The sequence below is a fragment of the Methylophaga muralis genome (genome assembly GCF_001720165.1).
Taxonomy (GTDB): Bacteria; Pseudomonadota; Gammaproteobacteria; order Nitrosococcales; family Methylophagaceae; genus Methylophaga; species Methylophaga muralis.
Window position 1 is genome coordinate 53,067 of sequence record NZ_MCRI01000004.1, and the last position, 14,070, is coordinate 67,136.

At 44.8% G+C, this 14,070-nt stretch carries 15 protein-coding genes and 2 tRNA genes; 14 read left to right on the top strand and 3 right to left on the bottom strand.

Annotated features, from left to right (window positions below):
• Window positions 1-15: 15 nt before the first annotated feature.
• The 3 genes from A9E74_RS03435 to trpC are packed head-to-tail and all read left to right on the top strand — an operon-like array spanning window position 16 to window position 2,436.
• Complete coding sequence (locus tag A9E74_RS03435; protein WP_069295254.1) at window positions 16-603, top strand: aminodeoxychorismate/anthranilate synthase component II; 588 nt, start codon at window positions 16-18, stop codon at window positions 601-603.
• The gene (gene trpD, locus A9E74_RS03440; protein WP_069295255.1) at window positions 596-1,624 is read left to right on the top strand and encodes an anthranilate phosphoribosyltransferase; all 1,029 of its coding nucleotides are present in this window, start codon (window positions 596-598) and stop codon (window positions 1,622-1,624) included. Before A9E74_RS03435 ends, trpD begins: the two co-directional genes overlap by 8 nt.
• 14 nt (window positions 1,625-1,638) lie before the next feature.
• On the top strand, window positions 1,639-2,436 hold the full coding sequence (gene trpC / locus A9E74_RS03445) for an indole-3-glycerol phosphate synthase TrpC (RefSeq protein WP_069295256.1): 798 nt from the start codon (window positions 1,639-1,641) through the stop codon (window positions 2,434-2,436).
• On the opposite strand, the gene crp is transcribed toward trpC, so the two are convergent.
• Complete coding sequence (gene crp / locus A9E74_RS03450; RefSeq protein ID WP_069295257.1) at window positions 2,416-3,102, bottom strand: cAMP-activated global transcriptional regulator CRP; 687 nt, start codon at window positions 3,100-3,102, stop codon at window positions 2,416-2,418. The genes trpC and crp overlap by 21 nt on opposite strands.
• A 105-nt stretch (window positions 3,103-3,207) precedes the next feature.
• Here crp and A9E74_RS03455 point away from each other — a divergent pair, with 105 nt between their 5' ends.
• Genes A9E74_RS03455 through A9E74_RS03465 form a run of 3 tightly spaced genes read left to right on the top strand, consistent with a single transcriptional unit; the run spans window position 3,208 to window position 4,336 of the window.
• On the top strand, window positions 3,208-3,627 hold the full coding sequence (locus tag A9E74_RS03455) for an OsmC family protein (RefSeq protein WP_069295258.1): 420 nt from the start codon (window positions 3,208-3,210) through the stop codon (window positions 3,625-3,627).
• A 31-nt stretch (window positions 3,628-3,658) separates the two neighbouring features.
• Window positions 3,659-4,048, top strand: a complete 390-nt coding sequence (locus A9E74_RS03460; RefSeq protein WP_069295259.1) for a VOC family protein — start codon at window positions 3,659-3,661, stop codon at window positions 4,046-4,048.
• A gap of 12 nt (window positions 4,049-4,060) precedes the next feature.
• Entirely contained in the window at window positions 4,061-4,336 is a 276-nt protein-coding gene (locus A9E74_RS03465) for a YcgL domain-containing protein (RefSeq protein WP_069295260.1), read from the top strand.
• Window position 4,337: 1 nt separating this feature from the next.
• Here the strand turns inward: A9E74_RS03465 and mutS are convergent, their stop codons facing one another.
• Window positions 4,338-6,887 carry a DNA mismatch repair protein MutS gene (gene mutS, locus A9E74_RS03470; RefSeq protein ID WP_069295261.1) on the bottom strand — a complete coding sequence of 850 codons (2,550 nt, stop codon included), beginning with the start codon at window positions 6,885-6,887 and terminating at the stop codon, window positions 4,338-4,340.
• Between the two features lie 16 nt (window positions 6,888-6,903).
• Between mutS and A9E74_RS03475 the strand changes: the two genes are divergently transcribed.
• From A9E74_RS03475 to A9E74_RS03510, 8 genes are all read left to right on the top strand, one after another.
• Window positions 6,904-7,416: a CinA family protein gene (locus A9E74_RS03475; protein WP_069295262.1), complete on the top strand. Its 513-nt coding sequence runs from the start codon at window positions 6,904-6,906 to the stop codon at window positions 7,414-7,416.
• A 120-nt stretch (window positions 7,417-7,536) separates the two neighbouring features.
• Entirely contained in the window at window positions 7,537-8,577 is a 1,041-nt protein-coding gene (recA, locus tag A9E74_RS03480) for a recombinase RecA (RefSeq protein ID WP_069295263.1), read from the top strand.
• Entirely contained in the window at window positions 8,574-9,008 is a 435-nt protein-coding gene (recX, locus tag A9E74_RS03485) for a recombination regulator RecX (RefSeq protein ID WP_069295264.1), read from the top strand. Before recA ends, recX begins: the two co-directional genes overlap by 4 nt.
• A gap of 4 nt (window positions 9,009-9,012) precedes the next feature.
• The gene (gene alaS / locus A9E74_RS03490) at window positions 9,013-11,616 is read left to right on the top strand and encodes an alanine--tRNA ligase (RefSeq protein ID WP_069295265.1); all 2,604 of its coding nucleotides are present in this window, start codon (window positions 9,013-9,015) and stop codon (window positions 11,614-11,616) included.
• A 3-nt stretch (window positions 11,617-11,619) separates the two neighbouring features.
• Window positions 11,620-12,840: an aspartate kinase gene (locus A9E74_RS03495; RefSeq protein WP_069295266.1), complete on the top strand. Its 1,221-nt coding sequence runs from the start codon at window positions 11,620-11,622 to the stop codon at window positions 12,838-12,840.
• A 225-nt stretch (window positions 12,841-13,065) separates the two neighbouring features.
• Window positions 13,066-13,251: a carbon storage regulator CsrA gene (gene csrA, locus A9E74_RS03500; protein ID WP_014706856.1), complete on the top strand. Its 186-nt coding sequence runs from the start codon at window positions 13,066-13,068 to the stop codon at window positions 13,249-13,251.
• A gap of 54 nt (window positions 13,252-13,305) precedes the next feature.
• Window positions 13,306-13,395, top strand: a tRNA-Ser gene (locus A9E74_RS03505).
• Window positions 13,396-13,456: 61 nt separating this feature from the next.
• Window positions 13,457-13,533, top strand: a tRNA-Arg gene (locus tag A9E74_RS03510).
• 96 nt (window positions 13,534-13,629) lie between these two features.
• Here the strand turns inward: A9E74_RS03510 and A9E74_RS03515 are convergent.
• Window positions 13,630-14,034, bottom strand: a complete 405-nt coding sequence (locus A9E74_RS03515) for a hypothetical protein (protein ID WP_069295267.1) — start codon at window positions 14,032-14,034, stop codon at window positions 13,630-13,632.
• Window positions 14,035-14,070 lie beyond the last annotated feature (36 nt).

Genomic DNA, 14,070 nt, shown 5'->3' on the forward strand with positions numbered 1-14,070 from the left:
CTATCAGGACAAAATATGCTGTTAATGATTGATAACTATGACTCATTCACCTACAACCTGGTGCAGTATTTTGCTGAGCTGGGTGCTGAGGTTGAAGTGCAGCGTAACGATAAACTGACGATTAATGACATAGAAACCCTTAATCCTGAGCTTATTGTGATATCTCCTGGCCCTTGTACGCCAAATGAAGCCGGTATTTCATTAGAGGTTATTCATCACTTTGCTGGCAAGAAACCGATTTTAGGTGTGTGTCTTGGGCATCAGGCTATCGGTCAGGCTTTTGGCGGAAACGTGGTACATGCTCGGCAAATCATGCATGGCAAAACGTCTCCAGTACATCACAACAATGTCGGAGTCTTTAGAGGCCTGAATAATCCACTGCAAGCCACCCGCTACCACTCACTGGTAATCAAAAAAGAAACATTACCTGATTGTTTCGAAGTAACCGCCTGGACAGAAAATGCCGACGGTACTATTGATGAAATTATGGGTGTTCGACATAAAACGCTGCCGATTGAAGGTGTGCAGTTTCATCCAGAATCCATCTTGACCGAACAAGGTCATCAATTATTGAAAAACTTTCTGGATGAACATCATGGCTGATACAGAATTCACCATGCAAGCTGCAATCAAACTAATTACCCAGCACCAACATCTGTCTGAACAACAAATGTCTGCAGCAATGCGCTTGATTATGACTGGCGCGGCAACCGATGCCCAGATTGGCGGCTTTTTGATTGGTTTACAGATGAAAGGCGAAACCGTTACTGAAATTGCCGCGGCCGCTTCAGTTATGCGTGAATTAGCTACGTCAGTTAATGTAACGGGTGAGCATGTGATTGATACCTGCGGCACCGGTGGTGATGGTGCCAGCAGCTTTAATGTATCAACTGCCAGTGCTTTTGTAGTGGCGGCAGCCGGTGCAAAAGTGGCAAAACATGGTAATCGTTCTATCAGCAGCACTTCTGGCAGCGCCGATGTGCTGGAAACGGCTGGTGTGAATCTGGAATTAACACCTGAGCAAGTTGCCCACTGTGTTGAAACCACAGGTGTTGGTTTTATGTTTGCCCAACGCCATCACGGGGCGATGAAACATACCGTCGGTCCACGTCGTGAAATGGGTGTCCGCACCATATTCAACTTACTTGGCCCTTTGACCAATCCAGCCAAAGCCAAACATCAGGTGATGGGTGTATTTGATAAAAAATGGGTAGAACCAATCGCTCAGGTACTGCAGAAACTTGGCAGTAAACATGTGATGGTGGTGCATGCAGAAGATGGTATGGATGAAATCAGTATTGGCGCTGACACCTTTGTGGCTGAGCTGAAAGATGGTGAGATTTCTACCTACACCATTAAACCCGAAGATTTTGTGATGCAACGTGTTGATATCAGTCAGCTGACTGTCACAAATGCACAGCAAAGTCTGGATATTATTAAGCGTGTATTTGCCGGTGAACCCGGTCCGGCCCGCGATATTGTGGTTCTCAATGCTGGTGCGGCAATTTATACAGCGGATCTGGCTGATAGCCTTGCCGAAGGTGTTCGTCAGGCTAAACACTTTATCGATACCGGTATTGCCCAACAAAAATTAGATGCACTTATAAAGTGCAGCCAACTTTAATTTAAAGATCGTTTATGACTGACACTCCCGATATTCTGAAAAAAATTCTGCAGCGCAAACAACAGGAAATTGCTGAACGCAGTAAACGTTTGCCGATAAATTTATTACAGCAACTGGCTGAAAATGCAGATCCCGTCCGGGGTTTCGTTGAAGCTATTGAACGTAAACTGGCTGCAGGACAAAGTGCCGTTATTGCTGAAGTTAAAAAAGCTTCGCCCAGTAAAGGTGTACTGCGGGCAGACTTCAAACCAGCCGAAATTGCATTGTCTTATCAAAATGGTGGCGCGGCCTGTTTATCTGTACTGACTGATCAGGATTTTTTCCAGGGCCATGAAGATTATCTGAAACAAGCACGTTTTGCCTGTCAGTTACCGGTGATCCGTAAAGATTTTATTATTGACCCTTACCAAGTATTTGAAGCACGAGCAATTGGTGCCGATTGTATATTGCTGATTGTTGCCGCGTTGGATGACGATCAACTTGAACAATTAAGTCAGTTGGCCATACAGCTGGAAATGGATGTATTGGTCGAAGTGCATAATGAAGAAGAATTACATCGTGCAATGGTTTTGAATCTTCCACTGATGGGGATCAATAACCGGGATTTGCATACGTTTGAAACGTCGTTAGAAACAACGATTAAGTTACTCAACTTCATTCCTGATGAAACCATTGTCATCACTGAAAGCGGCATCCTTGGCAAAGAGGATGTCGCTTTGATGCGTGAACATGGCGTAAACGGGTTTTTGGTTGGCGAAGCCTTTATGCGTGCTGATGACCCAGGTGAAGCGTTAGCCAACCTTTTTAATTGAGGCATTAACGCCACGATGATCTTCGTCAAACAGGATCATCGTTTTGCCATGCGCCCATAAAACGCCGCGTTCTTGTAATTCTTTTAATACCCGGCCAACCATTTCTCGCGAACAGCCCACAATGCGACTGACTTCCTGACGAGTGATCTTAATTTGGCGGCCTTGTTCGTGACGCATTGCATCGGGTTGTCCTGCCAGATCTTTTAATGCCTCTTCTACTCTGCCTGACACATCCATAAACGCCATATTGGTTGCTTTACGGGTGGTGGTCAGCAGACGTTTAGACATCTGTTCGCCTAAGGTTTCCAGCAAGTATGGGTAACAACTTTTTAATTCTGTTTTGGAAAGCGCTTTTAATGTTTGATAACTGATTTCTTCAGTACGACAATCGGTTCTGGCTTTGACCAGTGAGATGCGATCACTGATGTCGTGAAAGTAACCAACTTCACCGATAAAGTCGCCCTGATTGAGATAGGCAACGATTAACTCTTCACCCTCTTCATTTTCAACACAGATGCTGACAGAACCTTCACGAATATAATAAAGTTTGTCGGGAATATCACCCGGTCGAGCCAACATTGTTTTGGCAGGGTAGACTTTGCTATGGCAATGTTTGAAAAACTCTGCCAACTGCTCTTCTCTCTCTTTATGTTTTAAATAATCCATGTCTTGAAGGCCCAGCTTTATTTTTATAAGGATTAATTCTGCCCAATTCCGATGATTATGGCAAAATTAAACGTTGTTACGCGTAATTTATGCAGGATGAGTTAAATGAAAGCAAGAGTAAAGTGGGTCGAAGATGTTTTATTTGTCGGTGAGTCCGGAACCGGACATACCGTGGTAATGGACGGCCCAGAAGAAGCTGGTGGTCACGGCACCGGCATGCGGCCTATGGAGCTCATTTTACTAGGTCTGGGTGGTTGTACTTCCTTTGATGTCATCGATATTTTAAAAAAGTCGCGTCAGGATGTAACAGATTGTGTAGTTGAAGTTTCCGCAGAGCGCAGTGAAGAAGCGCCAAAGGTCTTTACTAAAATTCATGTGCACTACACCGTCACTGGCCGTAATCTTAAAGCTAACTTTGTAGATCGCGCGGTTAAACTTTCAACCGAAAAATACTGCTCAGCTTCAATCATGCTGGCAAAAACAGCTGAAATAACCCACGACTATGAAGTGATTGAACAAGTCTAAATACTACTTTTCCTAATAACGGAGCATAACCATGCAGCGACCAACACGAACCGGCGGTTTGCGTCATGTAGCATTAACCGTCGAAAATCTTGAAGCCTGCGAACAATTTTATGTTGATTTGTTAGGTATGGAAGTCGAATGGCGACCCGATACAGAAAATGTGTATCTTACTTCTGGCAATGACAACCTTGCCTTGCACCGCGGAGAAAACATTAACAAATCCCCAGTCCAACCTTTGGATCATATTGGTTTTATTATTCCGACCCCTGAACAGGTTGATGAATGGTATGCATTTCTGGATCATCATGCAGTACCCATGCGCCAACCGCCCCGCACCCATCGTGATGGGGCCCGCAGCTTTTATTGTTATGATCCGGCTGGCACTGTGGTGCAGATCATCTACCATCCCCCGATTTCGTAAAAAAGAGTGATTATGAAAACTTATATTTACAAGAGCCGAAAAAAAGAAGAACTGTATCTTTATCTAAGCAAAAAAGATGATTTTTCAGAAGTACCGCCAAGTCTTTATAGCTCAATGGGCAATGAGCCGTTATTTGTGATGGAACTGGATCTTAGCCCGGATCGAAAACTGGCCCGCGAAGATGTAAATAAAGTTATTCATAATCTGCAAAGTCAGGGCTTTCATGTGCAAATGCCACCCACTAACGATTTGTTGCTGCATCGTGAGCGAACAGGTCAACTGCATTAATTCAAATGAGCTTTTTAAGCTCGTAGAGTAATTCCAAAGCGGCTTTAGGCGTTAATTCATCAGGATTGATTTGTTCAATTTTGTTCAGCAGAACTGAATTATCCTGTTGAGCAAATAAATCAGGTTGGGGTAGTTGTTCCTGCATATTTGAACCTACAGTTCGTTGTGATTCCAAATTCGCCAATTTATGTTTAGCAGCTTGAATCACATCATTGGGTAACCCGGCAAGTTGCGCCACCTGCAGTCCATAACTCTGATTGGCCGCACCTGGTTTTAATTGATGCAGAAATACAATCTTGTCGCCATGCTCAATCGCATCAAGATGCACATTTAAGGCTTTGTCATACAACCCTGGCAACTGGGTCATTTCGAAATAATGTGTGGCAAATAAAGTATAAGCACCGATATCTCGCACTAGTTTTTCAGCGCAGCTCCAGGCCAGCGCCAACCCGTCAAACGTGCTGGTGCCGCGCCCCACTTCATCCATTAACACCAGGCTTTGTGCCGTAGCATTATTCAGAATATTGGCCGCCTCATTCATTTCAACCATGAAGGTTGAACGCCCAGACGCCAAGTCATCACTGGCACCAATGCGAGTAAAAATCTGATCAATTGGGCCGATAACGGCCGATTCTGCGGGAACATAACTTCCCATATACGCCATGATCACAATCAATGCCGTCTGTCGCATATAGGTGGATTTCCCGCCCATATTCGGTCCAGTAATCACCAGCATCGATTGTTCACTTAACTGTAAGTCATTAGGACAGAAATGAGTTTTCTGCACAGCCTCGACCACAGGATGTCGTCCGGCCTGAATCGACAATCCTTTGTCCAATGTTAACTGCGGCGCGACATAATTTAGCGTTTGTGCCCGTTCCGCCAGATTGTTCAACACATCAAGCTCAGCTAATGCAGCTGCACAATGGGTCAGTGCTGCCAGCTCCGGATGAATTAATTTAAACAGCTCTTCATACAAAGATTTTTCCAAGACCAATGCTTTTTCACTGGCACTGAGCACCTGATCCTCATGGGTTTTCAGCTCTGCAGTAATATAACGCTCGGCATTTTTCAGTGTTTGTCTGCGTTGATAGTCAGCCGGTAACTGAATGTTGTGAGCGCGACTGATTTCGATATAAAAACCGTGAACTTTGTTATAGCCAACCTTTAAGGTGTTAACCCCTGTACGCTCTCGTTCACGCTGTTCCAGTTCACGTAGAAAGTCGTTGGCATTTAGATGCAGATTACGCAACCGATCCAGTTCCGCATGATAGCCTTCAGCAATCACTCCGCCATCACGTATAAGTACCGGCGGCTCTTCCACAATCGCTTCATTTAATAATTCAAGCAATTCCGGAAAGGTACCCAACTCACGATCAATCTGTTTCAACAATCGGGCTTGAGAGCCTGATAATTCTTGATGCAGACTCGGTAACGCCGTCAGCATTCGACGTAATTGCACAAAGTCTCGAGGTCTGGCACTGCCAAGCGCTACTCGGGTAACAATGCGTTCAATATCACCTAACGGTTTTAACAGGGTTTGAACAGCAGCAATGACATCTTGTTCAATAAGGTTGCCAATCGCCGTCTGGCGTTGTTGTAGAATGATTAAATCGCGTTTTGGCTGTAATAACCAACGTCGAAGTAAACGTGTTCCCATCGGCGTAACAGTATTATCAATCACTGACAATAAGGTATTTTCACGACCACCCGACAGGTTTTGTTCCAGCTCAAGATTACGTCTGGATTGAGGATCGATACGAATACTGTCGGCTGGTGTTTCAACGGTGATTTTGCGTAATTGAGGCAGTGCTGTGCGATGTGTCTGCTGAGCGTAATTTAATAAACATCCTGCTGCCATAATTGCTAACGGCAACTCGTCACAGCCATAACCTTTTAAATCCGTGGTACCAAAATGCTCGCACAAGCGGCGGCGGGCTGCATCAAGCCCAAAATGCCATTCTGGCACGAATTTCAGCTGTTTCTCATAACTATTAAATGTACTGCCATGACTGTCATCAATCAGCATTTCTGCTGGTTTCAGTCTGGCTAAATCAGCTAATAAATCATTTAAGGATTGATGCTGACATACCTCAAATCGTCCACTGCTGATCTCAGCAACAGCCAGTCCGTAGTGATCCTTTTGCTTTGCAATCGCAACCAGTAGATTTTCCTGCTTACTGTCGAGCAAGGCTTCATCGGTTAATGTGCCGGGCGTTAACACCCTCACCACTTTACGATCTACCGGGCCTTTGCTGGTTGCCGGATCACCAATTTGCTCGCAAATAGCAACCGCTACTCCGGCTTTAAGTAAACGTGCCAGATAGCCATCTGCAGCATGGTAAGGCACACCCGCCATTGGAATCGGCGCACCATTGCTATTGCCACGAGCTGTTAGCGTAATGTCCAGCAATTCAGCAGCTTTATGCGCATCATCGAAAAACAACTCATAAAAGTCGCCCATTCGATAAAACAATAACAATTCTGGATGCTCGGCCTTGATGCGCAGATATTGCTGCATCATTGGCGTATGATTAGGTTTTTCAGTCATTTTTATAGTTTAGCGTATGCAAGATTATTCTGACGCAACACTTTATCAGCTTACCCTGCAACTGGCACAAGCGCTTCAATCAAAAGGCTTGCGATTAGTTACAGCCGAATCCTGCACTGGAGGCTGGCTGGCAAAATGTTGCACAGATTTGCCTGGCAGCTCCACCTGGTTTGAAGGCGGCATCGTCAGTTACAGCAATCAAATCAAACAACAGCATCTGGATGTCAAACTCAGCACCCTGGAGCAATTTGGCGCTGTCAGCGAACAAACGGTGATAGAAATGGCAACCGGCGCAGTCAATAATTTCGACGCAGATATTGCTGTTGCGATAAGTGGCATTGCAGGTCCGGATGGTGGTTCAGCAGAAAAGCCAGTCGGAACAGTTTGTTTTGCCTGGGCTGATAAACAAAGTGCCTTTTGTAATACATTTCTTCTGCGTGGCAATCGCGAATTCATTCGCCGCCAAGCGGTATTTATCGCACTTGACGGTTTAGTTAAAAAGTTAGCTTCCACCGAATATTACGCCTGACCTCCACTACAAAATTATTATCCTCAAAATGCTTGCTTGAAACACGAATAGACGCTGGTGAGACATGGCTATCTGTGTGATAATCCATAGTTCTTTGATATCAGCTAAAGGGCACACCAAATGGATGAAAACAAGAAGAAAGCGCTTGGCGCAGCCTTAGGTCAAATCGAAAAACAATTTGGCAAAGGTGCGGTCATGCGTTTGGGCGATGGAACTGCCCACCGTGATATCGATGCGGTATCAACGGGCTCTATTGGACTTGACGTTGCATTGGGTATTGGTGGTTTACCACGTGGTCGTGTAGTTGAAATCTACGGTCCTGAGTCATCAGGTAAAACCACGTTGACCTTGCACGTTATTGCAGAAATGCAAAAGCTGGGTGGCACTGCCGCGTTTGTTGACGCTGAACATGCCCTTGACCCGCTTTATGCTGAAAAATTAGGTGTTAACATTGACGATTTGCTGGTCTCACAACCTGATACCGGTGAACAAGCGCTGGAAATCACCGATATGTTGGTACGTTCAGGTGCCGTGGATATCGTGGTAGTTGACTCAGTCGCCGCTTTGACCCCTAAAGCTGAAATCGAAGGCGATATGGGTGACAGCCATATGGGCTTGCAAGCACGCCTTATGTCACAAGCTTTGCGTAAACTGACCGCCAATATCAAACGTTCCAACACGTTGGTTATATTTATCAATCAAATTCGTATGAAGATCGGCGTCATGTTTGGTAACCCCGAAACCACAACTGGTGGTAATGCACTGAAATTCTATGCTTCTGTTCGTCTGGATATCCGCCGAATTGGCGCTATCAAGAAAGGCGATGAAATCCTTGGTAACGAAACCCGCGTAAAAGTGGTGAAAAACAAGGTCGCGCCACCATTCAAACAAGTTGAATTCGACATTCTTTACGGTGAAGGTATTTCCCGTGAAGGTGAGCTGATCGATCTGGGTGTCAATGAAAACATCGTTGAAAAATCTGGCGCATGGTACAGCTATGATGGTAACCGCATTGGCCAAGGTAAAGATAACGTGCGGATTTATCTGAAAGAACATCCACAAATGGCTAAGGAAATCGAAGCCAAAATCCGTGCGGTGATGTTGCCAAAGAACATCAAGGTCAGTGCTGAAACCCCAGTGGATGATGAAATCGACGCGTGAAGTCCCGCTCTGCAACCGAACAAGCAGTTGGCTATTTAGCCAGACGAGAACATAGTGCTGTTGAATTACAGCAAAAACTTCAACAAGCTGGTCATGAAACGGATAAAATTCATGCCGCTTTAGAAAAGCTGCAACAAAGTGGCTTACAAAATGATGAACGTTTTGCCGAAGCGTTTATTCGTTCTCGCGCTCTCCGGGGATATGGAGAGTTGCGAATCAGACAAGAAATGAAACAAAAAGGCGTGGCGGATGAGCTTATTAATTCCACCATGCAACAGGCAGAAACTGATTGGTTTGCGCTTGCTATCGAAGTACGATGCAAGCGTTTTGGCGAGCAGAGCCCCGATGATTTTAAAGACCGTGCCAAGCAGATGCGGTTTTTACAATATCGGGGCTTTACTCATGAACAAATAACGGAAAGTTTGAACTGAACTAATGAAAACGAGCGCTGATATACGCAAATTGTTTCTGGACTTCTTCGCTGACAAAGGTCACGAGGTGGTTTCCAGCAGTCCATTAATACCGGCCAATGATCCGACATTATTATTTACGAATGCTGGAATGGTTCAGTTCAAAGAAGTGTTCCTGGGTCAGGAAACGCGAAAATACACTCGTGCAACAACAACTCAACGTTGTGTGCGCGCTGGTGGCAAACATAACGATCTGGAAAATGTTGGCTACACCGCTCGTCACCATACGTTCTTTGAAATGCTGGGTAACTTCAGTTTCGGTGATTATTTCAAACGCGAAGCGATTCAATATGCCTGGGAATTTCTGACCGAAACCCTGCAACTGCCTGCCGAAAAATTATGGATCACCGTATTCGAAGAAGACGATGAAGCCGCTGATATCTGGTTAAAAGAAATCGGCGTTGATGCTACTCGCTTCTCTCGCATCGGGGCTAAAGACAACTTCTGGTCAATGGGTGATACCGGTCCATGTGGTCCCTGCTCTGAAATATTTTTTGATCACGGCCCAGATGTAGCTGGCGGTCCGCCGGGCACACCAGAAGAAGATGGTGATCGATATATCGAGATCTGGAATCTGGTGTTCATGCAGTTTAATCGCTCTGCCGACGGCACACTGACACCACTACCAAAACCATCAGTAGATACCGGCATGGGTCTGGAACGTCTGGCCGCCGTATTACAACACCAACACAATAACTACGATATCGATCTGTTCCAGAATCTGATTAAATCGATTCAGCAATTATCCGGAACTACCGATTCCAGCAATACATCACTTCGAGTTATTGCCGATCATATCCGCTCATGTGCATTTATGGTGACCGATGGTGTGCAACCTTCCAATGAAGGCCGCGGTTATGTATTGCGCCGCATTATTCGTCGTGCCATTCGCCATGGACATAAACTGGGTTTAAAAGAAGCTTTCTTCTACAAACTCGTTGCACCTTTGGTTGAGGAAATGGGCGAAGCCTTTCCGGAGCTTGCCAAAGCTCAGGCGATTGTCGAACAAGCACTTAAAATTGAAGAAGAACGCTTTGCCGATACGTTGGATAACGGCCTAAAAATTCTGGATCACGCTATTGATGAAATGGCTGACAAAGAAATTCCTGGCGAAACCATTTTCCTGTTGTACGACACTTATGGTTTTCCAATTGATCTCACCGCTGATATCGCCCGTGAACGCGGATTAACGATTGATGTTGCTGGCTTTGAACGTCATATGGAAGCCCAACGCACTCGTGCCCGTAGCGCCAGCCAATTCGGTGGAGGTTTGTCAGAAACACTGGTGATTGATGGTGAAACTGTTTTCTGTGGTTACGATCATGTGCGCCATGATGCCGTGATCACTGCCCTGCTGGTTGATGGCGAAAATGTCGACAAACTCCACGCTGGTCAGCAAGGCATTATCGTTCTGGATCACACACCGTTTTATGCTGAATCCGGTGGTCAGATCGGTGATCAAGGTGAAATCAATACAGCGGGTGCTCATTTCATCGTCAAAGACACTCGTAAACAAGGTAAAGCGTTCACCCATATCGGTGAATGTAAAAACGGTACCTTTGAAGTAGGCCAACCCGTTATAGCGCATGTTGATGAACATAATCGTCAGGCAACCGCGCAAAATCATTCTGCCACTCACTTGTTACATGCCGCATTACGCACGGTACTTGGTGAACATGTCACCCAAAAAGGCTCATTGGTTGATTCACAACGCCTGCGTTTTGACTTTTCGCATTTTGAACCGGTTTCTGCTGAACAATTACGTGAAATAGAACGTTTAGTTAATCAACAAATCCGTGTTAACTATACCGTTGAAACACGTTTGATGCCGATTGAAAAAGCCCGTAAAAGCGGTGCGATGGCGCTTTTCGGTGAAAAATATGATGAAGAAGTTCGTGTACTTAGCATGGGCGACTTTTCGATTGAACTCTGCGGTGGCACCCATGTTGGGCGCACTGGAGATATCGGCTTACTGAAGATCACCAATGAAACTGGAATCGCTTCTGGTGTTCGCCGTATCGAAGCTGTTACCGGTGAAGCTGCATTAAATTATATTGAACAATCTGAAAATCGCTTGAACAGCATTTCAGAAATGGTCAAAGCTAATGCAGATAATGTCGAAGAAAAAACTCAGCAATTGGTGCAACGCACCCGTCAGCTGGAAAAAGAACTGGAAGCGTTAAAGTCAAAACTAGCCAGCAGTGCTGGTTCCGACTTGGCTGCTTCAGCGACAGAAATCGGCTCAGTAAAAGTATTGGCCGCTAATCTGGAAGGGGCAGATCTGAAAAGCCTGCGTGATACCGTTGATCAACTAAAAAATAAACTGGGTAGTGCCGCGATTGTGCTGGCTGCAGTAGAAGGTGAAAAAATCACCTTAATTGCTGGTGTATCGAAAGATATTACCGATAAAATCCGCGCTGGCGATTTGGTATCCCATGTTGCTGCACAAGTCGGTGGTAAAGGCGGCGGCCGCCCAGATATGGCACAAGGCGGTGGTACCGAACCACAAAATTTAACTGCTGCACTCGACTCCGTCACCAGTTGGGTGGCATCTAAGCTGGAAAATTAAGTCATGGCACTTATCGTACAAAAATACGGCGGCACTTCAGTCGGTTCTGTTGAACGTATTCAAGAAGTCGCTAAAAAAGTTATTCAATATCGCAATGATGGTCACGATATCGTAGTTGTCGTTTCTGCTATGAGTGGTGAAACTAATCGTTTATTGGCTTTGGCGAAGGAAATTAATCCAGATCCACGTGGCCGTGAGCTGGACGTTTTGTTGTCAACTGGCGAACAAGTAACTATCGCGCTGCTCAGCATGACATTGCAACAAATGGGTATGCCAGCACAGTCCTATACTGGATCACAAGTACGTATTCTCACCGATGATGCTCATAACAAAGCGCGCATCATGCAAATCGATGATGAAAAAATGCGTCAAGATCTTAGCGACGGCAAAGTTGTCGTGGTCGCGGGGTTTCAAGGTTGTGATGAGCAAGGCAATATCACCACCCTCGGTCGTGGCGGCTCTGATACCACTGCTGTTGCATTAGCTGCTGCGTTAAAAGCTGATGAATGCCAAATTTATACTGATGTGGATGGTGTCTATACCACCGATCCACGTGTTGTCCCGGAAGCTCGTCGACTAGATCGCATTACTTTTGAAGAAATGCTTGAAATGGCCAGCTTGGGCGCAAAAGTTTTGCAAATCCGCTCCGTCGAATTTGCTGGAAAATACAACGTGCCTTTACGCGTACTTTCATCTTTTACCGAAGGTGGCGGCACATTAATTACGTCTGAGGAACCCTCAATGGAACAAGCGCTTATTTCAGGTATTGCCTTTAATCGCGACGAGGCAAAACTAACTATTCTAGGCGTGCCTGATCAACCAGGTGTCGCACATAAGATTCTGGGTCCGATTGCCAAACAAAATATTGAAGTGGATATGATCATCCAGAACACCGGGCATGATTCCACTACCGATTTCACATTCACAGTGCATCGCAATGATTATCAAACCGCGTTAAAACTACTTAAAGAAACATCCGTTTCATTAGCGGCTCGTGAAGTAACTGGTGATGAACATATTGCAAAAATTTCACTGGTCGGTGTGGGCATGCGTTCACATGCAGGTATCGCCAGCACCATGTTTGAAACCTTGGCAAAAGAAAATATCAACATCAGCATGATCTCCACATCAGAAATTAAGATTTCTGTGGTAGTTGACGAAAAATATCTGGAACTAGGTGTAAGGGCTTTACACAAGGCATTCCAGCTTGAACAGGGTAACTAAACCATTGATATCAGGAAGTTTTTCCTATCGATAAGGTGTAGTTATCCTGATATACTTTTCCGCAGTAGTGACACACGGATAATTTATTGCTTGGTGCTGTCATAGAAGAAGGGAGACAAAGATCTCTCACATGGAATAAACGGAACTGGCACGAGGCCTAGCTCAAGAAAGGAGTCTTAAATCTCCTCCCCTCGGTGCCAGAATTTATACTGCAAGGGGAAAAACATGTTAATACTTACACGTCGCGTTGGAGAGTCTCTCATCATCGGTGATGATGTCGTTGTAAACGTTCTTGGTGTCAAAGGTAATCAAGTCCGAATCGGTGTTGATGCACCAAAAGATGTCACAGTTCATCGTGAAGAAATTTACGATCGTATTCAAGCAGAAAAAGATCAATCAAACGCAGGTTAATTGATTAATTCGACTAGCCAAAATCATCACAGCTGGTATAATGGCCGGCTTGATGGAGAGCTGGCCGAGCGGCTGAAGGCGCGCCCCTGCTAAGGGCGTATAGGTTAACCCCTATCGAGGGTTCGAATCCCTCGCTCTCCGCCAAATTTTTATTAATTTATCCTTGTGATAATCAGTAAAAAACAGTAAAATTTCACGCTTTAAAGCGCCTGTAGCTCAGCTGGATAGAGTACCTGGCTACGAACCAGGCGGTCGCACGTTCGAATCGTGCCAGGCGCACCAAAAATTGAAATACAATCAAGCAGTTATCATTAATTTGATAACTGCTTTTTTGTTTATTTTGTATTGATTCCTTATTTAACTCTATATTTCCCAGCTTTATCTAAAATGACCAACCATTTCACAAGCATTATCACGGTGCATTTTATGTTCTGGCAATTTTGATTTAGCTAATTGTTCCTGCCAAAACTCGCAAGTTTCGATGGCCTGTCTCAAACCAGCCTGTCTCTTTTGGTTTTCAATATCTCTAATTCTGACTTGTTCACGATTAATTTTTCCTTGGGCATCCATTCTCAATTTCATTTTTTCGGTTTCAGATTCTATGGATTTAGCAATTTGATAAATTTCCCAATAACTAATGGTGCGTTCGACGCCAATCGTTGCAACATTTCCAATAAATACACCAAAAGAAATCACCAATAGCCATTGAATTAAATTCGGCTTTTTATCTTGAGGTTGCCATTTTCTTTGTGCCTTAGCATCTGCGTGCATCTTAACTTCCATGTTTAATTCCTTTTTAGTTGTCAGTGATTGATAACT

Coding starts and splice junctions, on each gene's coding strand:
- A9E74_RS03455 (WP_069295258.1), top strand. CDS start 3,208: ATGAAAGCAAGAGTAAAGTGGGTCGAAGATGTTTTATTTGTCGGTGAG.
- crp (WP_069295257.1), bottom strand. CDS start 3,102: ATGGATTATTTAAAACATAAAGAGAGAGAAGAGCAGTTGGCAGAGTTT.
- A9E74_RS03495 (WP_069295266.1), top strand. CDS start 11,620: ATGGCACTTATCGTACAAAAATACGGCGGCACTTCAGTCGGTTCTGTT.
- A9E74_RS03460 (WP_069295259.1), top strand. CDS start 3,659: ATGCAGCGACCAACACGAACCGGCGGTTTGCGTCATGTAGCATTAACC.
- recA (WP_069295263.1), top strand. CDS start 7,537: ATGGATGAAAACAAGAAGAAAGCGCTTGGCGCAGCCTTAGGTCAAATC.
- mutS (WP_069295261.1), bottom strand. CDS start 6,887: ATGACTGAAAAACCTAATCATACGCCAATGATGCAGCAATATCTGCGC.
- A9E74_RS03515 (WP_069295267.1), bottom strand. CDS start 14,034: ATGGAAGTTAAGATGCACGCAGATGCTAAGGCACAAAGAAAATGGCAA.
- A9E74_RS03465 (WP_069295260.1), top strand. CDS start 4,061: ATGAAAACTTATATTTACAAGAGCCGAAAAAAAGAAGAACTGTATCTT.
- trpC (WP_069295256.1), top strand. CDS start 1,639: ATGACTGACACTCCCGATATTCTGAAAAAAATTCTGCAGCGCAAACAA.
- trpD (WP_069295255.1), top strand. CDS start 596: ATGGCTGATACAGAATTCACCATGCAAGCTGCAATCAAACTAATTACC.
- csrA (WP_014706856.1), top strand. CDS start 13,066: ATGTTAATACTTACACGTCGCGTTGGAGAGTCTCTCATCATCGGTGAT.
- A9E74_RS03475 (WP_069295262.1), top strand. CDS start 6,904: ATGCAAGATTATTCTGACGCAACACTTTATCAGCTTACCCTGCAACTG.
- alaS (WP_069295265.1), top strand. CDS start 9,013: ATGAAAACGAGCGCTGATATACGCAAATTGTTTCTGGACTTCTTCGCT.
- A9E74_RS03435 (WP_069295254.1), top strand. CDS start 16: ATGCTGTTAATGATTGATAACTATGACTCATTCACCTACAACCTGGTG.